This window comes from Pantoea sp. X-Soil-ISGK-285 (assembly GCF_059730815.1).
The window spans coordinates 244,123-270,690 of the sequence record NZ_AP035939.1; the positions used below are offsets into that span (position 1 = coordinate 244,123).

Consider the following 26,568-nt stretch of genomic DNA (forward strand, 5'->3'; position numbering starts at 1 on the left):
TCAATACGATTATCCCAGTGGCAGAGTGAACCAGAAACGGCTGCCGCCTTCCGCCCGGTTCTCTGCGCCTAACTCACCACAATGCTTTTTGATAATCCCTTTGCTGATGGTTAATCCCATGCCCATGCCACTTTTCTTCGTGGTGTAAAACGACTCAAAAATCCGTTCACGCACGCCATCCGGCAAGCCGCAACCACTGTCCAGCACCTCAAAACGCAGCGTGTCCGGCGTCGGGTTCTCTGACGTCAGCCGCAAAAGCGCCGCGCGCGGTAAATCGTCGGACATGGCATCAATGGCATTGATCACCAGATTCAGCAGCACCTGCTGAATCTGAACGCGGTCGCAATAGATATCCGCCTTTCCGGCCCTCAGTTTCAGCTCCAGCGAAATTCCGCGTCGCTCCAGCTCCACCCGGGAGAGCGCCAGAATATCGCGAGCGATCAGATGGAGGTTTTCCGAGGCAAAGCTCGATTCATGATTGCGGGTCAGCGCCTGCAGGCCACGAATTATCTCTCCGGCACGTTTTCCCTCTTTGATAATTTCATCCAGACTGCTGCTGGCATTCTCCAGCATCACCGGTTCACGCTTTAACCAGCGCAGGCTGGCACCGGCATTGGCCACGATCGACATCAGTGGCTGGTTAATTTCGTGCGCGATTGAGGCAGTCAGTTGCCCGACTGTGGTGGCGCGCGTTACACGGGCCAGATCTGCCTGGGCCATGCGCGCGGCATCTTCTGCCTGGCGCTGCGAGGTGATATCGGAAATGGTGCCGAAGTACTCTTTCACCTCAGGGAAGTTTTCTACCGGCTCTCCGATGCCTTTGATATAACGGCATTCCCCATCCGGCCTGAGCACACGGAACTCAGCCTGCATACTACGTCCCTGACTGACGCTGTGGGTCACCAGTTCGCTGATGCACTCATAATCATCGGGATGAACGCGGGTCAGAAAATCTGCCATCGACAACCCTTTTTGATGGGCTGGCAGGCCCAGAATACGGCCATACTCTTCAGACACCATCATCATGTCCTCTGCCACTTCCCAGCGCCAGGTACCGGTATGACTGATCTTCTCGCCGAGCATCAGCGAGGTTTTGCTGGCGCGTAGCTGCTTCTCAACCCTTCGCCGATGGTTGTTCTCCTCCAGCAGTTCAGCGTAGAGGCGCGCCGTCTCCAGCGAAACCGCCGCCTGAGCACTCAACGTTTTCACGATGTGGGAGTGTTCAGCCGTGAACGCATCGGGCATCAGGCGATTCTCCAGATAGAGCACCCCAACCATATTGGCCTGCCTGAACATCGGAACACATAACACCGCAGCGCCCGAGGCCACCAGGTAAGGATCCTGACTGAACGGACTGAAATCTTCCGGCTTGCCAGTACGTATCTCCTGACCGGTACGGATCACCGCGGCCAGTACCGATAGCGGCAGGTCAGTTGCGACGGGGCGCTCTTTGACAATCTGCACCCGCACGCCATCAGCCGTGCTTTCTGCCCAGGCCTGCGTTTCCGGAAGCGTACCATCCAGAATCCGGATGAGCCGACAGCGCTGGGCACCGGCCCGCTCCAGCAGGATGCGCATCAGGGTATGAATCAACCGATCAAGGTTGATCTCCTCCGTCAGGGCGCGCACGGCGGTCAGCACACTCTCCAGGTCGTAGAACGAGGCATCCTGCGTAAAGGGAATGGTCGCCACCGCACTGTTTTGCATCGGCGTGGTCAGATGCGGATAGTGCTGCTCAAGCTGGCGCACCATCGCCAGCGCGCCCCAGCTCTCCCAGCTTCTCATCGACGCTTTAACGTAAGCATCGGCGGCGGTATCTAGCTGTAATGATTTGCAGTAGCGGCCAGCCAGTTGATTCGCCAGCGCATGAATGTGCAGATATCCCCCCTGGCGGGAGAGACAGATCGCATTTTCATACTGCTTCAGCGCCTCGCCCGTGTTGCCCTCAAGACGCGCACATTCTGCCCTGAGCAGGGCATATTTATCAGCAAAGAGTCCGGGATTGAGGTCGGCCCAGCCCGCAAATTTGTCCAGATCGCAGCGCAGCGTGTTGCTGTCAGCCGCACCGGGCTGCAGACTCAGCGATAGTGCGCTGTAAAAATGCATATCCATCAGGTAGATGTAAGCGGGCACTGCGCTGGTCAGCGGACGAATTTCTGCAAAACAGCGCAGCGCCTCCCGGTATTCTGCCGCAAAGAAATGCGCCATTCCCCGATACAACCCCGCCCAGAACAGCACCATCGCTTTCGGGCCAGAGATCACGCCCGGCTCGCTGCCCGCCACCATCGGCAAAGCCCCATCGCGATCGCCTGCCCTGAACCCGTTGCTGTTCCGCAGTTGCATCACCAGCTGCTTCTGCATGACCAGCACGTTCTCTACATCGGGATAAAAGGTTTTGCGGGTAAAAGCGAGTCCGCGCTCAATGGAGGTCATGACCGACTCCAGATGATCGCCGCGTGTCAGCGTGTTCATGATCTGATGACGCAACGAGAGGCAGGCAAAGGAACGGTCTCCGTGCATCACCGCGACGCGAAAACTTTCACGGGCACTTTCTACGGCGACATCCAGCGGCTGCGTCCAGATCCCCAGCTGATCCAGAGGCAGCAGCGTGCGGGCTTTATAGCGGGTAAAGTCATGCCGCTCCACCAGCTCACGGGCCACCCGACCACAGGCATAGCCAAAATGCCAGGCCTGATAGCGTTCGCTGATCAGCACGCTGAACCAGGCGAGACCAAACGCAGAAGCACCGGTCACGCCGTGATCCAGCGTCATCTCCAGCATCCGGCAGACCAGCAACAGATGCAGCTGCGGGCAGTCGTAGGCGGAGACAAAAATGGTGCTGGCCATCAGGTTCAGCACCGACTCAGTTTCCTGATCGGTGTTGCGTGGCAGTCGGAAAAAAGCCGCTTGCGGGGAATCGCCAATCCGCGCCCTGATCGCCTGCCAGGCGGCGTCAATCTCCGCGTCGTCCGGATCACGCCTCAGATGTACACCAAATACTGCCAGCCAGGCGAGCGCAGTTTCCAGCGCCAGATGGTTATCGGACTGGCGCATATGAATTTCGGCAGAGAGACAGGCTGCCATCGATTTTTCACTGAGCGTGCCTGGTTCACTCAGCAGTCGGGTACAGAGCTTTTGCGCGGTCGTCAGATTACCGTGCAGAAATTCGCACTCCGCCTCATCGATGCCCAGCATAAAGTCATTGCCGGTCACCATCCGCTGGCTGAGTTGCTGGGCGCTGCGCAGATAGCGCAGCGCCGAGAGATAATCTCCGGCACGTTTCGCTCCCTGCGCAGCACGTAAACAGAGGGGATAATAGCGTTCACGGTCTGCGACACTAAGCGGCAGTTCAGCAATCATGCCGATGTGATAAGCCGCGCGGAACAGCGTCTCACTGTGATCGGCATTTACAACCGCGGCCGACAGCCATGCCGCCGCCTGTTGATGAAGAGAGTGTTGCTGCCGGAGGTCGAGCAGTAAAAACGCCGCGTTATGCACCCGGTCATGGGTAAAGGCGTAGTTCCCGCCAGTCAGGGTTATAAAACGGCCGCTGACGGCAGGCTCAAGCTGCTGCTGAATCCGCGATACGGACGTGGCGTTGATATGACTTAACAGCGACAGTTCACCGCTGGCCCCCAGACAGGCCAGCGAACCCAGCAGCTGGCGTGTTGCCTCCGGCATCCGCGCCAGCTGATTTAATACCAGCGTCGCCACATTGTCGGTGTACTGACGCGCAATCAGCGCCTGGCTGTCGTAATGCCACTTCAGCGGGTTCTGGCGATAGACAATCACCCCATCATCTACCGCCTGACGGAAGAACTCCTGCATCGAGAGCGGATTACCGCCGGTTTTCTCAAAGATAATCTGTGCCAGCTCACGATTGCCGCCGGGACGGGTATGCAGCATCCCCGCCAGCCAGCGGGTGATACTCTTAACGCTGAGCGGCTGCGGCGTCAGCGCCACGACCCGTGCCGCTGACGCTCTGAGGCGCAGAAGAAACCCGGCAATCATCGGACAGGGCATCGACTCACCCTCCCGGAAGGCGAGCACCAGCATAAAAGGCAGATGCTCATTACGGGTAATCAGATTTTCCAGCAGTTGCAGCGTGGCATTGTCTGCCCAGTGAACATCATCAATCAGCATCACCAGTGGACGGCCCGGCGTGGCAAAGGCCTGGATAAGCGCAGACGCCATCTGATTAAACTGCTCGCGGGCGTCCGGGGCATGGCGCACCACCGGCTGCACCGTCCGGATATTCAGCAGCTGTTTTAGTTCAGGCACCAGTTCAATGGCTAAATCGGTATAGCCACCCAGCAAGCGCAACAGGCGAACCCGCCATTTGCTTAGCTCCAGGGCTGACAATCCCAGCAGATAAAGCGTGACCGTGCGAAACGCTGAGGCGACTGCGGCATAAGGTGCGGCAGGCGAATGTTGATCGGCCTTGCTGGCGGCCAGCAGAATCTGTCGGTGCTGCAGGGTTTTCAGGGCGGAAGCGATAATGGCGGACTTACCCGAGCCGGGCGCACCGCTCAGCATCACCAGGCTCTGCGTGCCGTTACGGTTGACCGCATCCAGCGTCGTCAGCAGCACGCGAGCCTGCGGATGTTGCATGAACAGGGTCTCGGGCCGGAAACTGGTGCTGAACCGCTCCTGCAGACCGGGCGTGAACGGCGCAATGGTGTTTTCTGCGGTCAGCGTCGCCTGACAGCGGCGTAAATCAGCCATCAGCCCCTGCACGGTCTGATACCCGTCAGCAGGTGACTTTGCCAGCAGACGCAGCAGAATCACAGAGAGCATCGGCGGCACATCCTCTCTGACCTGTCCGGCTGGCCGGGGTGCGCTGGCGATGTGATGATGAATCCACTCCGCCTCCCCCGCATCCGGTGAGCCAAACGGCAACTTACCGGTGAGATACTCATACAGCACGACACCCAGACTGTAGAGATCGCTGAGGCTACTGACCGGATGCGGTGTGCGGCCGGTATGTTCAGGTGACATATAGGCCAGCGTACCGCCTGAGACGCGCAGGCTGTTTTTTTCCGCCGATTGCGCCGCCAGCGAGGCGAGACCAAACCCGCCCAGCCGGAACCGGCCATCGTCGCTGATAAAAAAATGGCCCGGCTTGATATCCCCATGCACGATGCCCTGATGATGCGCCTGGCCGAGCGTGTAGCAAAGCTGCAATGCAACCTGCAGGAAGTCAGCGATTTTATCGGGAGGGGTCGCGAGGTTATTCGCCAGGCTGCGAAACGGAAATGTGGGGTAGATCAGCGCATAGCGGTTGAGGTAACGGGTGGTGCCCGTCGCGGTGATGGCCCAGCGGGGCGAAAGATAAGCGGCCAGCGCTCGCTCATTTTTCAGCCGCTGCGTCGCCTGAAACGTGACGTCGTCACTCTGTCCGGTGGCGATTATCAGCGACTCACCTGAGTGACGGCGCGCCAGCATCCAGAGCAGGCAGCCATCCTGCGCCAGCGGCGTCAGCGTGTCGAAATCTTCAATCGCGATCCCTGCGTCGTCACTCTCCTGAAAATTAACCGAAAGCATGCTCATCAGCGCACCTTTCCCTGAGATAACTCGCAACGGATCAGTGTCAGCAGCGTATCAACATCAATCGGCTTTCGCAAAAAAGTCACGGCACCTAAGGCAATGGCATACCACAGGGTGGTCTCTTCCAGATCTGCTGAGATAAAAATCACCGGTGGCAGACCTGCCCGCTGTTTCAAAATAGTGAATAGCTCAAAGCCGGACATGCCCTTGAGTCCGACATCGATGATCAGCATGCCCACCTCTGAAAGCGCATCGTCATCGCTCAGCAGCGCCTCACCTGACTCAAATAGTCGGGTCGAATAGCCGTCTGAATGCAACAGATTGCTAAGTCCACTGCGGACCGCGCGTTCATCGTCCACAATGACAATACGCTGTGACAGCGCCATGCAGTTATCCTCTGAAACGCCTCATCGTACGGCACGCGAGGACTTAAGGGTGGTCATCGCCATCGGGTGGCGGTGTCCCACTGATTTTTGGCACACACTCATGGCGAAACCACTTCAGCGTCACCGGCTGACGGCGGAACAGACGCGTACCCAGCGGAATCAACTGCTCACCCACCAGCATGCCAAACAGCCCCACTAAAGCAATAACCGGAGGTGCCGGAGAGTTCACGTTGATCAGGGCATAGATTACCCCGGCAAGCAGCCCCACCGTGAGAGAAATAATGTAGGATTTCAACATGTTCAGCTTACCCGCGAAACAGGTGTAACAAACGGCGCATCCGATCGCTGCAGGGTGGTCGTATGCTCTGCGGGCAAGACTGCGTGCACCAGCGCCCCACCCAGCAACATCCCCAGCAACCCCACCAGCGCAATCGCGGGCGGAGCCGGTGAACGCACCTTTAGCAGGCCGTAAAGCAGGCCAATCAATACCCCTGCAGCCAGAGAAAGAAGTAAAGGATTCATAACCAGACTCCTGTTATGCCTGCTGACCGGCAGACGTAAGCCGATCAGCAGGACGCCCCTTAGCGGACCGGTGCGTGAACCGGTGCCAGGGTACGGTGTTCACTTTTCTGACGTGACGGCGCTTTGTGTACCATGGTGTAGGCATAATCCACACCAATGCCATAGGCACCTGAATGCTCTTTGGCGATGTTCATCACCGCATCGTAAGTGTCCCGGTTGGCCCAGTCACGCTGCCACTCCAGCATCACCTGCTGCCAGGTGACCGGTACCACACCCGCCTGAATCATGCGCTGCATCGCGTAGTCGTGCGCTTCTTTGGTGGTGCCGCCTGACGCATCCGCCACCATATAGATCTCATAATCCCCTTCCAGCATTGCGCACAGCGCAAAGCTGTTGTTACACACTTCCGTCCAGAGACCGGACACCACCACTTTTTTCTTGCCGTTCGCGGCCAGCGCATCACGCACTTTCTGGTCATCCCAGGAGTTCATTGAGCTGCGCTCCAGAATGTCCTGACCCGGAAACACATCCAGCAGTTCAGGATAGGTGTGGCCCGAGAAGCTTTCGGTTTCGACGGTGGTAATGATGGTGGGGATATTGAAGACTTTCGCCGCCTTCGCCAGCGCAACGGTGTTGTTTTTCAGCACCTGGCGGTCAATCGACTGCACGCCAAAGGCCATCTGCGGCTGCTGGTCGATGAAAATAATCTGGCTGTTATGTGGCGTGAGGACTTCAAGCTTAGCGTTGGACATGCGTTCACCCATAGAGGTTATGTAACGGAATTTTCGCCAATTGGCACGGAGCAAAAGGACGGTCAGTGCAGGTTTAACGTCCTGCTGCTGGCTGTCTGGTCGCAGTGTAGGGCGACGGGCGAAGGCAAACTATTATCTCTGCGTATAACTATACGAAGGTATAGGTATCCCTCTGTATAACTAGACGACGCATTAACCCGCTCACCATAATCCGGCTTATTCGTGCCCTGTTATCTGCGGCACTTCCTGTCCCGCATTACGTCGGACAACCCCGTTGAGGAGGATCTATGGTTACGCTGGGTAAAGCAGAACTGATACTGACCCATGGCAAATTTCATACTGTTGACCGCAGCAATCCGGTGGCAGAAGCGGTTGCGATTCGTGATGGCAAATTCGTTGCGGTAGGCACACTGGCAGAGGCGATGGAGTATCACTGCGACGGCACCAAAGTGATCGATCTTAAAGGTCACACCGCCGTGCCGGGCCTGAACGATTCCCACCTGCACCTGATACGTGGTGGTCTGAACTACAACCTTGAGCTGCGCTGGGAAGGGGTGCCGTCGGTTGCCGATGCGCTGCGAATGCTCAAAGAGCAGGCGCTGCGCACGCCGTCACCGCAGTGGGTGCGTGTAGTAGGCGGCTGGACCGAGTTCCAGTTTGCCGAGCGACGGATGCCGACGCTGGATGAGATCAACGAAGCGGCCCCCGACACGCCGGTCTTCGTGCTGCATCTTTATGACCGCGCCCTGCTCAACCGCGCAGCGCTGAAAGTCGTCGGCTACACCAAAGAGACACCGAACCCGCCGGGTGGCGAAATCCAGCGCGACAGCAACGGCAATCCCACCGGACTGCTGATCGCCCGTCCCAATGCGATGATCCTCTACGCCACCCTGGCCAAAGGACCGAAACTGCCGCTGGAACAGCAGATCAACTCGACCCGTCAGTTTATGCGCGAGCTGAATCGACTGGGTCTGACCAGCGCCATTGATGCGGGCGGTGGCTTCCAGAACTATCCCGAAGATTACGAAGTGATCGCTGAACTGCATCAGAAAAAGCAGATGACGCTGCGTATCGCCTACAACCTCTTCACTCAGCGTCCGGGGCATGAACTGGAAGATTTTGAGAAGTGGACGGATATGCTGACGCCAGGCCAGGGCAGCGACTATTTCCGTCACAACGGCGCAGGCGAAATGCTGGTGTTCTCGGCCGCCGACTTCGAAGATTTTCTGGAGCCACGTCCGGACTTAGCGCCTGGCATGGAGGATGAACTGGAGCGCGTGGTGCGTCATCTGGTGGAACATCGCTGGCCTTTCCGTCTGCATGCAACCTATGACGAGTCGATCAGCCGGATGCTGGATGTCTTTGAGAAGGTCAACCGCGATATCCCGTTTAATGGTCTGCACTGGTTCTTTGACCACGCGGAAACCGTCACTCAGCGCAATATCGATCGTATCAAAGAGCTGGGCGGTGGCATTGCGGTGCAGCATCGCATGGCATTCCAGGGCGAATACTTTGCCGAACGCTACGGCATTGAAGCCACCCGCCATACCCCACCGGTTCAGAAAATGCTGGAAACCGGCGTCCCGGTCGGACTCGGCACCGATGCAACCCGCGTCGCCAGTTATAACCCCTGGACCGCGCTCTACTGGCTGGTTTCCGGTCGCACCGTAGGCGGCATGCAGATGTATGACGTCAATGCCCGCCTTGACCGTGAAACGGCGCTGATGCTCTGGACACAGGGCAGCGCATGGTTCTCCAGCGAACAAAATAAAAAAGGTCGGATTCAGGTAGGTCTTCTGGCGGATCTGGCCGTGCTGAGCAAAGATTTCTTCAGCGTGCCGGAAGAGGAAATTAAAGGCATTGAGTCAGTGCTGACGGTGGTGGATGGCAATATTGTCTATGCCGCCGGATCGTTCAGCGCGGATGCGCCGCCCGCTATTCCGGTTCTGCCTGAGTGGTCACCGGTGGTGAATGTGCCAGGTCACTATCGCAGCGCTCCACCGGTTGCGCAGAGCCGTGCGGGTATGATGCCTGCTGTGCACCACTGCAGCGGCCCCTGCGGTGTTCATCGCCACTCGCATGAGATCGCCCGTGGTTCCAGCGTTCCGGTTGCCGAAGATAACGCCTTCTGGGGCGCGCTCGGCTGCAGCTGCTTCGCGTTTTAATCATGAATAACGCTATCACTCAATCGCCCCGCATCAACGCGGGGCTGTTCTTCCTGCGCCTGACCGGCAGCCTGCTGCTGTTACAGGTGCATGGACTGCCGAAAATTCTGCATTTCAGCGAAGAACTGACGCGTATAGAAGACCCGTTTGGTCTGGGACCGATGATGAGCCTGCTGCCAGCGATAGTGGCAGAAGTCATCTGCCCGATCTTTATTATTCTCGGCTGGGGTACCCGGATTGCCTGCCTGCCGATCATCGCGGTGCTGCTGGTCGCGATGCTGGTGGTACACCCTGGCTGGTCAGTGGCGGAAGGCCAGTTCGGCTGGCTGCTGCTGATTATCTTTACCACGCTGGCGCTGACCGGGCCTGGCGGCTGGCGAATCGGCGCGGTGAAACATCAGGGGGTTCGTCATGGCGCAGGTTAATGATATCCACCAGCTGGAGCAGGAGCAGCCTGAGGTCCAGGCCGCTGGCGAGATTTCGCCGTTACAGCCGCTACGCAGGCCGGTGTTCCGCATGCTGTGGATCGCCACCGTCGTCTCCAATATCGGTTCATGGATGAACGATGTGGGTGTGAACTGGAGCATGCTGACGCTGAGTGCCGATCCGCTGGCCGTGGCGCTGGTGCAGGCGGCCAGCAGCCTGCCAATGTTCCTGTTCGCGCTGCCATCAGGCGTGATGGCGGATATCGTTGACCGCCGCAAATATCTGCTGTTTTCCCAGCTATGGACCTTTATCGCCGCCTGTGGACTGACGGTGCTCGCCTGGACCGGCCATGTCACTCCCGAGGTGCTGCTGGTGGCAGCCTTCTTGCTGAGCGCCGGTGCCGCCATGAGTTCACCGCCCTTTCAGGCGGTAGTGCCGGATCTGGTGTCGAAACCGGAGCTGGGTGCGGCCATTGCCCTTAACTCACTCGGTATTAATATCAGTCGTGCCATCGGCCCGGCGCTGGGTGGCCTGATCCTCTCGTTCACTGGTCCCTGGATGGTCTTCCTGCTGAATGCGCTCTCAGTGCTGGGCGTCGCCTGGGTGCTCTGGCGCTGGAAGGCGGAGCCGAGCGTGCAGCGCCTCCCGCCCGAACACTTCTTTCCGGCGGTGCGTGCCGGACTGCGCTACGTTCACGCGGCACCGGTGTTGCGTAACGTGCTGGTGCGAACCTTTGCCTTCTTCCTGTTTGGCAGTGCGGGCTGGGCATTGCTGCCGCTGGTGGCGCGTCGTGAACTCGGCCTTGGCCCTGGCGGCTACGGCATCATGCTGGCCTGTATCGGTGTCGGCGCGATTACCGGCGCGGTGCTGCTGCCACGCCTGCGTCGTCGCCTGAGCTCCGATCGCCTGATGGTACTCGCCAGTCTTGTTTTCGCCCTGACCATGCTGGCGCTGGCTTTTGTACGCCACTTCTGGCTACTGAATGCGTTTGAATTTTTTACCGGATTTGCCTGGATTGCCGTGCTCTCGACGCTGAATCTCGGCGCACAGCGCAGCGCCGCGAAATGGGTAAAAGCCCGCGCGCTGGCGGTCTATCTGACGGTGTTCTTCGGCTCCATGACCGCCGGCAGCGCACTCTGGGGACAGCTCGCCTCGCACTTCAGCATTCCGCTGTCGCTCTGCATCGCCGCACTGGGCATGGTGCTGGCCAGCAGCACCGTCTGGCGCTGGCGGCTCGACCAGGATCCCGACCTCAATCTCGATATGATTGGTGATGGCGTCAACGCGCCCGCACTGGATATTCGTCATGAACGCGGCCCGGTGATGGTGAATTACGAATACCGGATTACTATTGATGATGCACATGCCTTTACCGTCTGCATGCAGGATATGCGGCGGGTCAGGCGTCGCGGTGGCGCCATCAACTGGTCACTGTATGAAGATATTCTGCAGCCCGGCATTTTCGTTGAGACGTTTGTCGTCGGCTCCTGGGTCGAGCATCTGCGTCAGAAAGAGCGCTACACCATCAACGACAAAAAGATAGAGCGGCGGGTTTTCGCTTTTCATCAGGGTGAACATTCACCCGAGGTTCGCTATCTGGTGGCGCCAGCGTGACTGGCACACCATCTTTTCATCCATCACGTCATACAGAGGGCAATACCATGAGCACCTTTAAAACGACCGACGGCACACAGATCTACTTTAAAGACTGGGGCACCGGTAAGCCGGTTCTGTTCAGCCACGGCTGGCCGCTGGATGCCGATATGTGGGACAGCCAGATGAACTTCCTGGCGGAGCACGGTTATCGGGTTATCGCCTTTGACCGTCGTGGATTTGGTCGTTCTGATCAGCCCTGGACCGGTAATAACTACGATACCTTTGCTTCTGACATCAACGATTTGATCACCCATCTTGACCTGCAGAATGTGACGCTGGTGGGTTTCTCAATGGGTGGCGGCGACGTCACACGCTATATCGGCAGCTATGGCAGCGATCGCGTCGCGGCACTGGTGCTTCTCGGTGCCGTCACGCCAATCTTTGGCAAAACGGCAGACTACCCGCAGGGTGTCGATATGTCGGTGTTTGAAGGGATTCGTGATGGCCTGCTTAAGGATCGCGCGCAGTTTATCAAAGAGTTCGCTACGCCGTTTTATGGTACCAATGCCGGACAGACCGTTTCTGATGGCGTCATGACGCAGACGCTGAACATCGCGCTGCTCGCTTCGCTGAAGAGCACTGTTGATTGCGTCACCGCTTTTGCTGAGACCGATTTCCGTGCTGACGTAGCGAAAGTGAATGTGCCGACGCTGGTGATTCATGGCAGCAACGACCAGATCGTTCCGTTTGAATCCACCGGCAAAGTGGCGGCGGAGATGATAGAAGGTGCTGAACTCAAGGTTTATGACAATGCGCCGCACGGTTTTGCGGTGACGCATCAGGATCAACTGAATCAGGATCTGCTGGCGTTTCTTAACGCGCAGTGATGCAAAAAAACTGCGCGGTGGAAGCCGCGCAGTTTTCATTTTAACGGGTTGGATGATTCACTTCGTTGGGACGCAGATCGAATAACAACACCTCCGCTCCTTCACCGTGACTGAACGACAGCGTTTTCTCATTGCGAACCCGCGCACCGTCTCCGGCATTAAATTGCAGGCCATTTACCCTGACACTGCCGCGCGCCACATGAATATACGCATAGCGGTCGTCCGGCAGAGTGATTGTCTGCTGCTCATCCCCCTGGAACAGTCCCGCATAGATGCGAATATCCTGGCGCACCCGCAATGCCCCGTTTTCACCTTCCGGCGAAATAATCAGTCGCAGATTACCGCGTTTATCCGCTTCGCTAACGGAGACCTGCTGGTAGCCTGGCGGACTATTTTTCTCTGCCGGCACCACCCAGATTTGCAGAAAGTGAACACCCTCGGTACCCGAGTGGTTGAACTCACTGTGAGTCACACCGCTACCGGCACTCATCAGCTGCACATCCCCGGGAACAATCACAGAGCCGATGCCCATGGAGTCTTTATGCTCCAGCGCGCCCTCCAGGACATAGGAGATAATCTCCATGTTGCTGTGAGGATGGGCGCCAAAACCGCGACCTTTGGCTACCCGATCATCATTGATCACCAGCAGATCTGAAAAGCCCGCCTGCTTTGGATCCCAGTAATTTGCAAAAGAGAAGGTGTGACGTGAATTCAGCCAGCCGTGATCGCCCACGCCGCGTTGCTCTGACAATCTTTGCTCAATCATATTCTGCCCCTTCGTTGATTCGGGAAGTGCGAATGCCCTTCGATGGAAACAGCATATAAGTAAACCAGGTAGTCACACAATGGCGTGAACTGGCAATGACTGTCGCGTTTTAGTAGACAATAAAGACGAGGTTATAGCGGGGCCAGGTTTTGCGGATTAATCCTTCAGCTACTGGCTCGTACCACCAGCTCACCCTGCATGATCACACATTGTGGCGGAGAGTCTGGCCGGATGATTTTTTGCAGCACCAGCTCACAGGCACGACGGCCAATCTCCCTGGAGGGCTGAGCCAGAGTCGTCAGCGGCGGCGATACCATGTCGGCCAGTTCACTGCCGTCAAAACCCACCACGGCAATCTCCTGAGGTATCCGCAGACCCGCCTGCTGTATCGCCGCCATGGCACCCGCTGCCAGCGTATCGGAAACCGCAAACACGGCGTCCGGTCGTGTCTCGCCCTCCAGCAGCTGATTCATCGCGGCTTTTCCGGCGCTGAAGCTTAACTCACTGGCGTAAGCGATGGCCTGCCATGCGAGTTGTTGCTCTTTGAGTTGATTTGCGTAGCCCTGCTGACGCAGGCGGGCATATCGGTAGCGGAGGTCGTGATTGATCAGCGCAATGCGCTGACGTCCCTGTCCGGCCAGATAGTGCACCACTGACTGCGCAGCGACGTCATCATCAATCCCGACGCAGGAGATCTGGCCATTATCATCATGTTCGGCGCACTGAACCCAGGGTGCCCTGCCTATCAGCTGGCTCAGCTCCGGCAGCTTGCTGAATGCATCCATGGTGATAATGCCATCCACCATCTTGCCGGAGAGCAGTTGCAGGCTGGATCGCGAACGGGCAATATCCGCGCCCGAGTTACACAACAGGATGCGATAGCCATTTTTCTCCGCCTGCTCCTCAATGCCTTTGACCACCTCCGCGCAGAATGGGTTAGAGATATCGGAAACCAGAACCAGAATCATCGAGCTGCGCGCCGTACGCAGCTGGCGCGCCAGCAGGTTAGGCTGATAGTTGCTCTCTTCGATCGCCTCAAGGACTTTCTGCCGGTTAGCCGGTTTTACGCTGTCGCTGTTATTCAACACACGGGAAACGGTGGCAACCGACACACCCGCCATCCGGGCGATTTTCTGAATAGACATAGCGATCCCTCTGTTTTAAAACTCACCTACAGAAAACCTTTGAATCCATGCCGCCTCAGACGTCGCGATCCAGACCCAGCTGATGGCGCACCGAAGGGGCGTTCTCTGATAAAGCAAAATCATCAAAAGCGCGGTCAGCTACCGGGATGATATGCCGGCGGATAAATTCCGCCCCTTCACGCGCCCCGGTCTCGCCATCCTTCAGACAGCACTCCCACTCCAGCACCGCCCAGCCGTCATAGTCATACTGGGCCAGTTTGCTGAAAATGCGGCTGAAGTCGATCTGGCCATCGCCCGGCGAGCGAAAGCGTCCGGCGCGCGTCAGCCACGGCTGATAACCGCCATACACTCCGCTGCGTCCATTTAACTGGTACTCCGCATCCTTAACGTGAAAGGCTTTGATACGCGGATGATAGAGGTCGATGAACTGCAGATAGTCGATGTGTTGCAGAAGAAGATGGCTGGGATCGAACAGGATATTGCAGCGCGGGTGGTGATTCACCTCTGACAAAAAGCGCTCAAACGTGACACCGTCATGCAGGTCTTCGCCGGGATGTATCTCATAGCAGAGGTCCACACCGTGATGGTCAAAGCTGTCCAGCACCGGCAGCCAGCGGCGCGCCAGCTCAGCAAACGCCTCATTAAACAAGGCTTCATGGTGTGGCGGCCAGGGATAGAACCAGGGCCAGGCGAGCGAGCCGGAAAAGGTGGCATGTGCGCGCAGGCCGAGTTTTTCAGAAGCAGCAGCCGCATGCTTTAGCGTAGCGATGGCCCAGTCGGTGCGCCGGGCGGGATCGCCTCGCAGCGCGGCAGGCGCAAAATTATCAAAAGCGAGATCGTATGCGGGGTTCACGGCAACCAGTTGCCCTTCCAGATGCGTTGAAAGCTCACTGATCTCCAGCCCGAAACCGGCCAGTGTTCCCCGCACCTCGTCGCAGTAAGTCTGGCTGACCGCTGCCTGCTTAAGGTCGAAAATAGCGGGCTGGTGGCAGGGGATCTGAAGTGCCCGGTATCCCAGCCCGGCGGCCCACTCCGCCAGCCCCGCCAGTGAGTTAAAAGGCGGCTGGGTGGCAATGAACTGAGACAGGAAGATGCCGGGTCCCTTAACTGTTTTCATCTGTGACTCCTGATTTCAGTTACCGCTTAATCACGGTATTTGAATGAGAAGAAGAAAATAATCGCAATCACCGCCGCAGCCACGGCAGGGATCCACCAGAATATCGCCCAGCTCTCTGCGCTGGCGTTACCCGCCACCAGCTGATTGTAGAGCGCACCGGAGATTTGCGATCCCAGCAGCATGCCGATGCCGTAGGTGAACATCACCACCATGCTCTGCGCCTGCCCCTTGACCTTTTCACCGGCGATCCGATCGGTGTAGATGAATCCCACCACAAAGAAGAAGTCATAGCAGACGCCATGCAGCAGAATGCCCAGATAAATCAGCGTGCGCGTCTCATCACTCATGCCCAGCGCAAACAGTGCATAGCGGACAAACCACGCTGTCATGCCAATCAGCAGCATGACTTTCACGCCAAGACGGCGGAACAGCAGTGGAATGATCAGCATGAAAACAATTTCAGACATCTGACCCAGTGACATCAGGGTGCTCACTTCCCGGATACCGGCATCCGCCAGCCAGGAGGCGGTAAAAGCGTAGTAGGTGCCGAGCGGAATAGAGATCAGGGTGGCACACAGCGCAAAGACCAGGAAATGACGCAGTCGCAGCAGTGCGAAGGCATCGGCGCAGAAGAGATCGCGAACTTTTAACGGCAATCCTTTGGCCGGAGCCGGCGTATGTGGCAGCGTCAGGCTGTAGATAGCCAGCAGTACCGAACAGAGCGCCGCCAGCTGGAACACTGCCACGCTGTCAGCAATGCCGGTCACGCCGATAAAGATCCCCGCCACGATCCAGCCGATGGTGCCGAAGACTCTGACGATGGGAAAGCTTTTCTCGCTGCTGGCGAGGCTGTGAAAGGCGATGTTATTTGAGAGCGCCAGCGTCGGCATAAAGCAGAGCGTATAGCCAAATAACAGTGCGATCAGCTGCGCCCCGTTCTCCGCGATTAGCGCCTGGGGCACGAACCAGAGAATCGCTGCGCCCGCCAGGTTCATTACCGCCATTACTTTCTGCGAGGGAAAAAAGCGATCCACCAGCATACCGAGCACAAACGGCGAGAGAATTGAGGCGATAGGTCCGGCCGAAAACGCATCCCCAATCAGCAACGGCATGTTGTGACGAGTCATTACCAGCCCCAGCGTCACCGACCAGCTGCCCCAGATAAAGAACTGCATAAACATCATCAGAGAGAGGCGCGGCACCAGCAGCTTATGCTGCATCTGCTGGCCTGCTCTCTCCTGCACTGTTGCAATCATGGGAACCTCACGAATAAGTAATCGATTACATTCTGATTGCTCACAACGTAAACGAATGCAGCCGACTGTTCCTTCGCCGCGATCACAAATTATTAACTCTGCGTTATCACTCTGGAAATAACAAGGCGATGCCGGACGGGCCGATCAACGACTGGCATTAACTACCCGCGCTTTACGGAAGCGGTAACGCTCGTACAGCACCGAGTAAAGGCCGCCTGCCACCACCAGAATCGCACCCATCACCGTAGTGGAGGTTGGCAGATTGCCGAGCAGCAGATAACCCACCGCCACTGACCAGATTAAGGTGGTGTAGTCGAACGGGGCCAGCAACGACGCTTCGGCATAGCGCAGGCTCAGAGTCATCAGAATCTGAGTAATACCGCCCAGCAGCCCACATCCCACCAGTAATGCCAGCTGATTGCCATGCGGCACTTTCCAGCCGCCTGGCAGCGTGACCAGCGATGTTAAGGCCGTGGTGATAGCGAACCAGAAAGCGATGGCGCCCGGCTTCTCTTTGCCGTTAAGAAAGCGGATCTGCACCAGCGCACAGGCGGTACAGAAGGCCGCCATCAACGCCAGCAGAATACCCGCCGATGCAGAAAGGGAAAATGTTGCCTGACGTGTCAGTGTGAGATGCCCGGAGAACATCACCAGAATGCCACTGAAACCGGTAAAGACCGCGACCCAGCGATGGTGACGCACTTTTTCGCGCAGAAATAGCGCCGCCAGCAGCACGGTAAACAGCGGCGCGGCATAGTTGATAGCCGTGGCGTCGGTCAGAGAAATGTAGAGCAGCGACAGATAACTGAAATAGAGTCCACCGGTTCCGGCCAGCCCGCGCACAAAATGCCCCCGGATATTGCGGGTGCGAATGCCGTCCAGCACGCTGCCCTGCAAGCGCAGCCAGATTAACAGCGGCACCAGTGCCAGCAGCGAGCGAAAAAATATTACTTCGCCGACCGGTATCGCCCCATCGAGTTCTTTTACACAGGCCAGCATCAGCGTGCTACTTAATGCAGCGGTGATCTTCATCGCTATGCCAGCGGAAGCGTTCATACGATTTTTGTTCTCTCAAAGGGAAAATAAGCAGGGGAATCAGCACACTCCTTATCCATATTGTCATAATGTCGTACACCAATCTGCCGCGATTACTCTGCAGACGGCATTTTATCTTTTTTTGACGCAGCATCACGGCATGAAGAGGCATGTAGTCCCGTTTCCCGGCTGGTACACTCTGCCTTCTGCCCTGCTTTATGGGCCTCTTCTCTTAAGGAACGGGAGTCACCGATGTCCACGCTGCGTTTACTGTTATCTGAATCCAACGATCCCTGGTTTAACCTGGCGGTAGAAGAGTGTATTTTCCGCCAGATGCCGGCGACCCAGCGGGTGCTGTTTTTGTGGCGTAATGCGGAAACGGTGGTGATCGGGCGGGCACAGAATCCGTGGAAAGAGTGCAACACCCGACGTATGGCGGAAGATGGCATCCGGCTGGCGCGTCGCAGCAGCGGCGGTGGCGCGGTGTTTCACGATCTCGGCAATTGCTGTTTTACCTTTATGGCCGGCAAGCCGGAGTATGATAAAAGCGTCTCGACTGAGATCATTCTGCGCGCACTGACTTCGCTAGGCGTACCCGCGGAGGCTTCTGGCCGTAATGACTTAGTGGTGAACACCGCTGACGGGCTGCGCAAAATATCCGGTTCAGCCTACCGTGAAACGCCGGATCGCGGTTTCCATCACGGCACTATTCTGATGGATGCCGACCTCTCTCGCCTGGCGGATTACCTTAATCCGGATGTGAAGAAATTGCAGGCGAAAGGGATTACCTCAGTGCGTGCCAGAGTGACCAATCTGGCGGAGTTAACGCCGGGTATCAGCTATCAGGCGATCTGCTCCGCCGTGACGGACGCATTTTTCAACTATTACGGTGAACGCTGTGAGCCAGAGAGGATCTCTCCCGACGCCCTGCCCGATCTGCCGGGTTTCACAGAGCAGTTCGCAAAGCAGAGTAGCTGGGAGTGGAATTTCGGTCAGGCACCCGATTTCTCGCACCTGCTGGACCAGCGTTTTGTCTGGGGCGGTGTGGAGATTCATTTCGATGTAGAACGCGGCGTGATCAGCCGCTGTCAGATTTTCAGCGACAGCCTCAACCCCGCGCCGCTGGAAACGCTGGGGCAGCGGTTGCAGGGTGTGACCTATCGGCCCGATGCCCTTGAACCGGTGCTGAATCAGCTTATTGCGGATTTTCCGGAGCAACGCGCGGAGCTGACAGAATTGCAGCAGTGGCTGGTCGCCAGCGTGCGCTGAACATTTTTTTACTGGCCCGCGCCGATATCTGGCGCGGGCAAAAAACATCGCGTAAGCATCTGGCAAACCATAAACGCAAAAAACCCGCACAAGGCGGGTTTTAATTAATTATCAATATCAGGCTTATATGCTCAGGCTATTGCCGTCACGCGTTGATAAGCACTATTGATAATTAACGCTTACATAGGGACAACGTTTGCCGCTGAAGGACCTTTAGCGCCGTTTTCAATAGTGAATTCGACCTGCTGACCTTCGTCCAGAGTTTTATAATCGTTGCTCTGAATTGCAGAGAAATGTACGAATACATCTTTGCTGCCATCCTGAGGAGAGATAAAACCGAAACCTTTACCAGCGTCAAACCATTTTACTAAACCAGTCATTTTATTAGACATCGATAATTCCTTAATTTATGAGCCACAAAGTGGCGAAGATGGCCTGTCTTTCAGAAGGTAACTTACCAGGCTTTTAGGAGGAGACTCATGAATAAGGGTATCTTGTGATATCGCTTGCACTGAGGACTGCTTTACTAAAACTGCTTTGATAAGGTCTGTGTTCCAAACCGATGACGCTATTAAGCCACGCCTCACCGACATTAGCAAACATTATTTTAATTTACTTTTAACATCCAGACGTCCGGAGCGCCCTTGTTGATTTTCCGAGCATTTTGAAATATCAGGGCTGACAGAATGATAATTTTCGCTGAACGGTCAGAGAGTAAATAATAATGCGGTTAATCATTGCTGAAAAATAATACGGCGGCCCTGTACTAATAAAGCGCAGCGATAAACAGTATCGCTGCGCCCTGCTTTACTCATATCAGGCCAGTTGAGTCTGCTGACGGGCAGCATGACGCGCCGTGAGCACAAAGACCATCAGACCGGCCACGCCCAGCGCAACACCCACCCACGCTGTTGAGATCCAGCCATAGCCCAGCGACACCGTCAGGCCCCCAAGATACGCGCCCATCGCATTGGCAATGTTCAACGCCGAGTGATTCATCGCAGCCGCCAGGGTTTGCGACTCATTGGCGACATCCATCAGGCGAATCTGCAATGACGGCAGCAGCACTGAGCAGGTGCCGATCAGGAACGTAGCCAGCAGGCCAGTTGCCACATGCTGAACCAGCACCGGGAAGGCCAGCATCACCAGCACGTTCCATAACAGCGTCCAGCCAATAATATTCAGCACCGGGCCATCAGCCAGACGCCCCCCCACCAGATTACCGATGATCATTCCCAGCCCAAACGCCACCATCGCCCAGGGGATCAGCGAGGGGGAGATGCCAGCAATGTTAATCAGCGTCGGCGCGATATAACTGAAGATAGCGAACATCCCGCCAAATCCTACCGCCCCCACCAGCAGGGTCAGCAGCACCTGCGCGTTTTTCAGCGCGCCCAGTTCCCGCAGCGGATGCGCATTCACATCGCCAGGCGTGTAAGGAACATAGCGGCCAATCAGCAGGCAGGTTAGCAGTCCAATTGCGCCCACAAAGGTGAACACCACGTGCCAGCTAAATAACTGCCCTATCCAGGAGCCCAGCGGTACACCAATCAGGGTCGCTACCGTCAGTCCCAGCATCAGTGACGCCAGCGCGCGGCCACGACGTTCAATCGGCACCAGCGAAGCGGCCACCAGCGACGCCACACCAAAGTAGGCGCCATGAGGCAGCCCGGTCAGAAAACGCGCCACGAGCAGGCCGTGATAGCTGTCGGTCATCGCGCTGGCAACATTACCGATGCTGAACAGCGCCATCAGGATCAGCAGCAGCGATTTACGTGCCATTCGCGCCGCCAGCACCGCAATAAACGGCGCACCGACCACCACGCCCATCGCGTAACTGGCAATGGCGTTGCCCGCCTGCGGCTCGGTAATCGCAAGGGAGCGTGAAACATCTGGCAGCAGGCCCATCATGATGAACTCACCGGTACCGATGCCAAAGCCGCCCAGCGCGAGGGCCAGTAATGCCCAGCGGACAAAACCGGCATCGTCGGTTTTATGATTTTTTCTTAACAAAATTGATTCCCAATGGCCATAACTGAAAAAACTGAAGTGAGGCGGAGAGAGAAAGCAGAGCGTGTTCCCGTCCGGTTGAAGCGGGCAGACTATAAAAAGTCAGGCTGCGCATAGCAACCCATTTATGTGATCTGGCGCACAGTGAAGGCTGCGTGAACGTGGGCATTTATCCGTGCCACTCTGGCGCATAGCGACCTGTTTAAGATCACAATCCGGAAAGCTACGCAGGCCTGAGTCGGGAATCTCTGTTTAACTGACCTCTCAGCGCTTCTTTTGCATAACAGGATCAGCAGATGACGACCAGAGTTATCCTTCTTACCGGTGCCAGCGGGCGAATCGGGCGCACTTTCTTTGCGGCCAGCCAGAACAACTACCGTTTTATCCTGACCGATTTACGTGAGCCGGATTACGCGATACCCGCACCCCATCGTTATATTGTGGCGGATCTGTCACAACCTGGTGCAGCGGAGAAATTACTGGCTGAAGAGCCTGTTGATACCGTCATCCACCTCGCCGGTATCCCGGATGCGCAGGCCAGTTTCGACGATCTGCTGCCCGCCAATATTCTCTCTACGACCTGGATACTCAAGGCAGCAGCTGAGCACCGCTGTCGTCGTCTGGTCTTTGCCAGCAGTGCGCAGACCATTGAGGGCTACCCGGCGGATGTGCAGATACATCCTGGCATGGCTATCTCTCCCGCGAATCTGTATGGCGTCACCAAATGTTATGGTGAAGCACTTTGCGCCTTCTATGCCAGCCAGCACGGGTTGAGCTGTGTGGCGCTGAGAATCGGGGCGTTTGAACCTGCACTGGATAACAGCCTGCATAATGCACGGGATTACAGCGCATGGCTGAGTCCGGAAGATGCCGTCAGATTGCTGACTGGCGCTGTCGAGGCAGAGAAGATCACCTTCTTTATTGGCTACGGCATTTCCGATAACCGCTTTAAGCGCTTTGATCTGACACAGACGCGAGAAGTGCTGGGCTATACGCCGTCTGATAACGCATTCAGGGCATTTGCGCCAGGTGAACTGGATTATTAGCCCCTCCCTGAGCCGTAACCGCTTCCAGTCCCGAGTCGGCCCGTTATTCTTCACCTCCGTTGCCGCCGGCTCGTCCGGCGGCTGCTTCAGCCCTCAACTAAGACAACGCCGAAAAGAAGGCAGCGGCTGAATCGGCCAAATCAGTGTGTGCCGGTATTCACCCGGCGACCTATGTCTTTCAGCTGGGAATATTTTTCCAGCAGCTGTGGGCCATCATCCAGGCTCATGGCAAACATCCACATATAGGTCATCACCGAATAGATGTGACCCGCATTGGTCCCGCCACGGTTCGACATTACCGCAATGGTGACAGCAAATAGCAGCGCTGCCACGCTACCGATGGCCAGATAACCCCAGGCTTCCCGATCGGAGAGACGGAGCACACCGCTCCGGCGCATATTATCCGGCAGATTTCATCTGTCGGTGTCACCATCTGCCGTAGGGATAGGTTTTCTCTTTGATAAAATCCTTTATGTCCTGATCATAACCATCCGGAATGCTGTAGTTAAAGTCAATGCGCGAAGGCACGTCTTTGCAGGCATCCAGTTTATCCCCGGACAGCGTGGTGATTTTTACCGGTTCGACCGGCAGATTGGCGACCGGTGCACTGTTCTGAAGCCAGATGCGGACTTTACCTTCTGGTGCCAGCCCAAACAGCAGCGTGTCATACCAGGCCGTATCCCCACGCCAGTCCTTTCCGGTTGGCACCGACATTTTCTCCCGCAGGGCCGATGAAAAGGTGATGCGCGTCTCGTAGGTCTTTTTATCTATAACCGAATCCCAGCAGAAGAGCATCTGTGCGGGAGGATGCCGGGCTTTGTTGAACTGAGCATGCCTGCTTACCCTGCTGCTCCAGCTTCCCACGCTGTCAGGATTTTCCTGAATGCTGTCCAGCGTTCTGTAAGTAGATACAACTTTCTCGTTGTCGATAATCAGCGCTTTTGTCACAACCGCCGGTAAGGCCCGCGGAGTGAAAAATGCAAAATCAACTTCACCGTAGGGCATTTCGCCGGTGTCTTCCGGCGCCTGTGCCTCTCCAGCCCGGCAGCCGCTGACCATCACCAACATCAGCAGGGGAAAAAGTGTTTTCAGCCTCATACCTTCTTCCCGTCCATGCTGTAGACAGAGCGTTTCCACTGCTCATCCGGCCGGTTGATAAAGCCAATCAGCTCAGAGGGTGATGCGCCCCCGTGAATCAGACCGTCCGTATTGACCACGATGGCATTCCAGTTGGCTGAACAGTGAATATACTTCTCCGCAATCACGTCCAACTCATCCTGGCTGTACGCTTGATAGGCATAGGTACGCCAGGTATTACGCCCCGGGCTTGATGGATCAACCAGGGACCGTAAAAAGGCATTCACTTCACGGTCAAATACCCCGTCCTCCCCGATGAGAACGGGCTGGCCGTCAATAATACTCAGCCGCTCAGCCACCCACGCCAGTTCAGGTGAACGGCTCAGGTCGGTAAAAACCAGCATGATGATTGCCCTCCAGACAGACAACACATAAGCGCCTAAACCCGGCCTGCATGTGTCGTCAGGCGGGTATCAGAAGCAATCGCTACCAGTTGCCGTAGGGATAGGTTTTCCCTTTTACAAATGCTGGCGTTTCACCGTAATAAACATACCCGTTGGGATGGTCCGTAATCCCTTTGCAGGCATCCAGTTTATCCCCGGACAGCGTGGTGATTTTTACCGGTTTGACTGGCAGGTTATCACCTCCTGCGCTGTTCTGAAGCCAGATACGGACTTTACCCTCTGGTGCCAGCCCTAACAGTAATGTGTCATACCAGGCCATATTACCTCTTCTGTCCCTGCCGGTTGGCACCGACATTTTTCCCCGAAGGGCCGGTGAGAAGGTGATGCGCGTCTCGTAGGTCTTTTTATCGATAACCGAATCCCAGCAGAACAGCATCAGCGCCGGTGGATGCCGGGCTTTATTAAACTGAGCATGCATCCTGACCCGGTTATTCCATATCTGAGTTGTATCCGGATCCCCTGGAGTGCTGTCCAGCGTTCTGTAAGTGGATACAACTTTTTCGTTGTCGATAATCAGCGCTTTTGTCACAACCGCCGGTAAGGCCCGGGGAGAGAAAAATGCAAAATCAACTTCACCGTAGGGCATTTCTCCGGTGTCTTCCGGCGTCTGTGCCTCTCCAGCCCGGCAGCCGCTGACCATCACCATTATCAGCAAGGGGAAAAATGTTTTCAGCTTCATACCTTCTTTCCGTCCATGCTGTAGACGGAACGTTTCCACTGCTCATCCGGCCGGTTGATAAAGCCAATCAGCTCTGAGGGGGAGGCGCCACCGTGAATAAGGCCGTCAGTATTGACCACGATGGCATTCCAGTTGGCCGAACAGTGAATATACTTCTCCGCAATCACGTCCAGCTCATCCTGACTGAACGCCTGTGGCGTCTGACCGCTGCGTGCTGCCTTACCCATCACCAGCGCTTTGTCACACAGGGAAGACAGTTCATCAGAAAGAGTCATGTTCGGATTAGCCGGGTCGACAGAGTCAAACACCACCCCGGCTTCCCGTGCGGCCTCAAGCATCACCCGCAACGCCACGCGTGACCAGTCGTTTCTGACGGTCCTTCCGCGCATGGTCAGCGCCGCAAAGCTGCGCTTCTGCATCTGGCCGTACCGGTCCGGGGGGAGCCGGGCGTCATGCCAGGTTTCTGCCGATATTTCATTTGTCCGCAGCAGCGGGGCCAGACAGGGCGATTTATCCAGGGTCTGCAACTGTGCTACTGCCTGCCGGTAAGCCTGCGTCTTCTCACCGGGCTGGCTGTACGGCACCGTCTCCGTTGCCGGGCGGGTCAGGAAAAGGTCTTCCTTCGTGACGGGCAGATAACCGCCGCCGATATCGGAATGCACGCCGGGCAGCGCCAATTCCGGCCAGGCCGGTTTGACGCTGTTCAGCGCAAAGTTAAAGCGGCACTCGTTCGCGGCGGTGATGTGAAAGACCTTCTCCGCCACACCGGGACGCAGGGTGAGTTTCACGTTCCCGGTATCCGCACTGTGCGGGTTCAGGCCATTAACCGGCGTACCTATCGCAGCAACGGTATCAAAGATGCCGATGAAGCGGGTCTTTCCTGAAGGAGAACCATTGAAAGTGATGCCCGTCATGGCCTGGCGGATGGCGCTGATAATGGCCGGGTCTTCTGACTGGATGCGGTTGGCAAAATGACGGGCTGCGGCTGCTCCGCGACTAAAGCCAAAGATGTCAAACTGAAGACAATTTATAACAATCTCACAGCCTGATTTGCTTCGTATATCCTCTGCAGCGTCTGAAATAGCTTTCACTAACTGAGATACGGCGTGGTTGGTTTTAGCAGCAACCCCTGTGTCGGATATACCAAATCCCTGGCCCAGCTTGTTGTCGGGTTTACCGGCTTCGGTACCAATACCATCAATGTAGATGCCTACCTGAACATCTGAATCGTTACCGGATATGGTTTGTTTATACAGTGTGCTCAGCCAGTGAATATTGGTGTAGTACCCGGTATAGCTGGTTGCGCCTGTACCCGACACGCCAAAATTTTCACGGGCGCATTTTGCCAGAATGGACTCGGCTTCCGGATCGTTCAGGTTGAAATGACCTGCAGTATAGGCCTTCAGCATGTTCTGCGTGTTAACGGCATTGTTGCCGGTACCGTCGAAGAACACGCCTATCGTCAGCGTGATCTCCCGTTTCTTTTTCTTCGCCGCCTGCGTATGTTGTTCCGGCTCCGGAGCGACTACCGGGGCCATCCGGGCTTTTGCCGCCGAAAGCTGCGGTATCGTACCAGGGGCAATCAGAAAATTAGTTCCCTGCGGGCACCCGCAACGGATCTCCGAGCCATCCACCGCGACAGCGGCGCTGTTTGAGTGCCGGTGATCGCCGCTCACAATGACCCCCACTTCCCCGCACTTCGGGCAGGGGGTGGTTTTGTCACCGATATAGAGTTTCAGCAACCCCATGACCGACATACCGGGGCGGGTCGCGATACACTGCGCCCCTGTGGAAGTCTTATCCCCGTGCAGACCGACGTTTTTACCGTGAATGATACAGCCTCTTCGGGTCATCGGCTCAGCCCTCTGCCGGTAAAAAATCAGCATCCATCGGCAGACCTTTCAGCTCATTCAGCGTACATCCCGCCTGCGGGGTGCTGATAATCACATCACCGTTACTCAGCCGGCTGCCGACCAGCGCGATACTTTTACCGCCTTTCTGGAATTTCGCACCGCTGCCGGTGACAATCCGGGCGGTGGTGCCGTCAGGATAAACCACCTCATCACCTTCCAGCGCAACGCTGACCTTCTGTCCGTCCTCAGGCGCTATTTCAGAGCCGTTCCAGGCTGCACGTACCACCCCGCCGCGGTGTGTCAGCGCCCCGTCAACCGCGATCCGGTAAATCGCCACCACCGGATGTTCAAGCAGAAATGCCTCCTGCTCTTCAACTGTCTGACGGGCACCTTCAGGCATCCCGGCCTTTTTCTCCGTCGAAAATGGCGGACGCGCCAGTAAGGTAGCTAATTCCGGGGTCAGTACGTTGGTATATTGCGGTTCCATGTCAAATCCCTTTTTTTCCTGTGATAAACGCGTCAGCAAAAGCTATGCGACGGCAGGCATCTCCCATAATGAGATACTGCAGG

22 protein-coding genes and 2 pseudogenes are annotated in these 26,568 nt (G+C 56.6%); 6 read left to right on the plus strand and 18 right to left on the minus strand.

All coding sequences use genetic code 11. The features are described 5' to 3' along the window. Positions 1 to 9 precede the first annotated feature (9 nt). From AC6I8B_RS20440 to AC6I8B_RS20460, 5 genes are read right to left on the minus strand one after another with little or no spacing between them, the layout of a single operon-like run. Positions 10 to 5,550 carry an AAA family ATPase gene (locus AC6I8B_RS20440; RefSeq protein ID WP_497816509.1) on the minus strand — a complete coding sequence of 1,847 codons (5,541 nt, stop codon included), beginning with the start codon at positions 5,548 to 5,550 and terminating at the stop codon, positions 10 to 12. Then, positions 5,550 to 5,933, minus strand: a complete 384-nt coding sequence (locus AC6I8B_RS20445; protein WP_010670332.1) for a response regulator transcription factor — start codon at positions 5,931 to 5,933, stop codon at positions 5,550 to 5,552. Before AC6I8B_RS20445 ends, AC6I8B_RS20440 begins: the two co-directional genes overlap by 1 nt. Positions 5,934 to 5,976: 43 nt before the next feature. Then, positions 5,977 to 6,231, minus strand: coding sequence for a XapX domain-containing protein (locus AC6I8B_RS20450; protein ID WP_010247172.1), 255 nt, complete (start codon positions 6,229 to 6,231; stop codon positions 5,977 to 5,979). A 2-nt stretch (positions 6,232 to 6,233) separates the two neighbouring features. After that, positions 6,234 to 6,455 carry a XapX domain-containing protein gene (locus tag AC6I8B_RS20455; protein WP_033773924.1) on the minus strand — a complete coding sequence of 74 codons (222 nt, stop codon included), beginning with the start codon at positions 6,453 to 6,455 and terminating at the stop codon, positions 6,234 to 6,236. Positions 6,456 to 6,514: 59 nt separating this feature from the next. Continuing rightward, entirely contained in the window at positions 6,515 to 7,207 is a 693-nt protein-coding gene (locus AC6I8B_RS20460) for a hydrolase (RefSeq protein ID WP_010670331.1), read from the minus strand. A gap of 287 nt (positions 7,208 to 7,494) precedes the next feature. Between AC6I8B_RS20460 and AC6I8B_RS20465 the strand changes: the two genes are divergently transcribed. The 4 genes from AC6I8B_RS20465 to AC6I8B_RS20480 are packed head-to-tail and all read left to right on the plus strand — an operon-like array spanning position 7,495 to position 12,281. Continuing rightward, positions 7,495 to 9,372 carry an amidohydrolase gene (locus AC6I8B_RS20465; protein ID WP_022624300.1) on the plus strand — a complete coding sequence of 626 codons (1,878 nt, stop codon included), beginning with the start codon at positions 7,495 to 7,497 and terminating at the stop codon, positions 9,370 to 9,372. 2 nt (positions 9,373 to 9,374) lie between these two features. Further along, positions 9,375 to 9,797 carry a DoxX family protein gene (locus AC6I8B_RS20470; RefSeq protein WP_052271573.1) on the plus strand — a complete coding sequence of 141 codons (423 nt, stop codon included), beginning with the start codon at positions 9,375 to 9,377 and terminating at the stop codon, positions 9,795 to 9,797. After that, entirely contained in the window at positions 9,784 to 11,412 is a 1,629-nt protein-coding gene (locus AC6I8B_RS20475) for an MFS transporter (protein ID WP_124890562.1), read from the plus strand. Before AC6I8B_RS20470 ends, AC6I8B_RS20475 begins: the two co-directional genes overlap by 14 nt. 47 nt (positions 11,413 to 11,459) lie before the next feature. Beyond that, entirely contained in the window at positions 11,460 to 12,281 is an 822-nt protein-coding gene (locus AC6I8B_RS20480) for an alpha/beta fold hydrolase (RefSeq protein WP_010247190.1), read from the plus strand. A 40-nt stretch (positions 12,282 to 12,321) separates the two neighbouring features. Here AC6I8B_RS20480 and AC6I8B_RS20485 read toward each other — a convergent pair whose 3' ends face one another. The 5 genes from AC6I8B_RS20485 to AC6I8B_RS20505 form a co-directional block, all read right to left on the minus strand. After that, positions 12,322 to 13,047: a pirin family protein gene (locus AC6I8B_RS20485; RefSeq protein ID WP_157353065.1), complete on the minus strand. Its 726-nt coding sequence runs from the start codon at positions 13,045 to 13,047 to the stop codon at positions 12,322 to 12,324. A gap of 164 nt (positions 13,048 to 13,211) precedes the next feature. Continuing rightward, entirely contained in the window at positions 13,212 to 14,192 is a 981-nt protein-coding gene (locus tag AC6I8B_RS20490) for a LacI family DNA-binding transcriptional regulator (protein ID WP_157353064.1), read from the minus strand. 55 nt (positions 14,193 to 14,247) lie between these two features. After that, complete coding sequence (locus AC6I8B_RS20495; protein WP_157353062.1) at positions 14,248 to 15,309, minus strand: sugar phosphate isomerase/epimerase family protein; 1,062 nt, start codon at positions 15,307 to 15,309, stop codon at positions 14,248 to 14,250. Between the two features lie 26 nt (positions 15,310 to 15,335). Then, positions 15,336 to 16,565 carry an MFS transporter gene (locus AC6I8B_RS20500; protein ID WP_022624777.1) on the minus strand — a complete coding sequence of 410 codons (1,230 nt, stop codon included), beginning with the start codon at positions 16,563 to 16,565 and terminating at the stop codon, positions 15,336 to 15,338. 144 nt (positions 16,566 to 16,709) lie between these two features. Next, positions 16,710 to 17,621 (minus strand): DMT family transporter, encoded by a 912-nt coding sequence (locus AC6I8B_RS20505; protein WP_031292565.1) that lies wholly within the window; start codon positions 17,619 to 17,621, stop codon positions 16,710 to 16,712. A gap of 231 nt (positions 17,622 to 17,852) precedes the next feature. Here AC6I8B_RS20505 and lplA point away from each other — a divergent pair, with 231 nt between their 5' ends. Then, complete coding sequence (gene lplA, locus AC6I8B_RS20510; RefSeq protein ID WP_157353060.1) at positions 17,853 to 18,869, plus strand: lipoate--protein ligase; 1,017 nt, start codon at positions 17,853 to 17,855, stop codon at positions 18,867 to 18,869. A 179-nt stretch (positions 18,870 to 19,048) separates the two neighbouring features. Here lplA and cspE read toward each other — a convergent pair whose 3' ends face one another. Both cspE and AC6I8B_RS20520 read right to left on the minus strand, forming a co-directional pair. Then, positions 19,049 to 19,261 (minus strand): transcription antiterminator/RNA stability regulator CspE, encoded by a 213-nt coding sequence (gene cspE, locus AC6I8B_RS20515; protein ID WP_003855207.1) that lies wholly within the window; start codon positions 19,259 to 19,261, stop codon positions 19,049 to 19,051. A gap of 424 nt (positions 19,262 to 19,685) precedes the next feature. Beyond that, positions 19,686 to 20,882 (minus strand): MFS transporter, encoded by a 1,197-nt coding sequence (locus tag AC6I8B_RS20520; RefSeq protein WP_157353058.1) that lies wholly within the window; start codon positions 20,880 to 20,882, stop codon positions 19,686 to 19,688. Between the two features lie 293 nt (positions 20,883 to 21,175). Here AC6I8B_RS20520 and AC6I8B_RS20525 point away from each other — a divergent pair, with 293 nt between their 5' ends. Beyond that, a complete protein-coding gene (locus AC6I8B_RS20525; protein WP_157353056.1) occupies positions 21,176 to 21,925 on the plus strand; it encodes an NAD-dependent epimerase/dehydratase family protein in 750 nt (249 codons plus the stop codon). Positions 21,926 to 22,065: 140 nt separating this feature from the next. Here the strand turns inward: AC6I8B_RS20525 and AC6I8B_RS20530 are convergent. The 6 genes and pseudogenes from AC6I8B_RS20530 to AC6I8B_RS20555 all read right to left on the minus strand — a co-directional run. Next, a pseudogene (locus tag AC6I8B_RS20530) lies at positions 22,066 to 22,305 on the minus strand (ABC transporter six-transmembrane domain-containing protein); the annotation flags it as partial. A gap of 46 nt (positions 22,306 to 22,351) precedes the next feature. After that, positions 22,352 to 23,023 (minus strand): DUF2931 family protein, encoded by a 672-nt coding sequence (locus AC6I8B_RS20535; protein WP_157353054.1) that lies wholly within the window; start codon positions 23,021 to 23,023, stop codon positions 22,352 to 22,354. Then, a pseudogene (locus tag AC6I8B_RS20540) lies at positions 23,020 to 23,214 on the minus strand (type VI secretion protein); the annotation flags it as partial. The pseudogene AC6I8B_RS20540 and the gene AC6I8B_RS20535, both read right to left, overlap by 4 nt. Positions 23,215 to 23,488: 274 nt before the next feature. Next, positions 23,489 to 24,106 carry a DUF2931 family protein gene (locus AC6I8B_RS20545; RefSeq protein ID WP_376716422.1) on the minus strand — a complete coding sequence of 206 codons (618 nt, stop codon included), beginning with the start codon at positions 24,104 to 24,106 and terminating at the stop codon, positions 23,489 to 23,491. 35 nt (positions 24,107 to 24,141) lie between these two features. Continuing rightward, complete coding sequence (locus AC6I8B_RS20550) at positions 24,142 to 25,998, minus strand: type VI secretion system family protein (protein ID WP_497816510.1); 1,857 nt, start codon at positions 25,996 to 25,998, stop codon at positions 24,142 to 24,144. 4 nt (positions 25,999 to 26,002) lie between these two features. Then, on the minus strand, positions 26,003 to 26,485 hold the full coding sequence (locus tag AC6I8B_RS20555; RefSeq protein WP_033768468.1) for a PAAR domain-containing protein: 483 nt from the start codon (positions 26,483 to 26,485) through the stop codon (positions 26,003 to 26,005). Positions 26,486 to 26,568 lie beyond the last annotated feature (83 nt).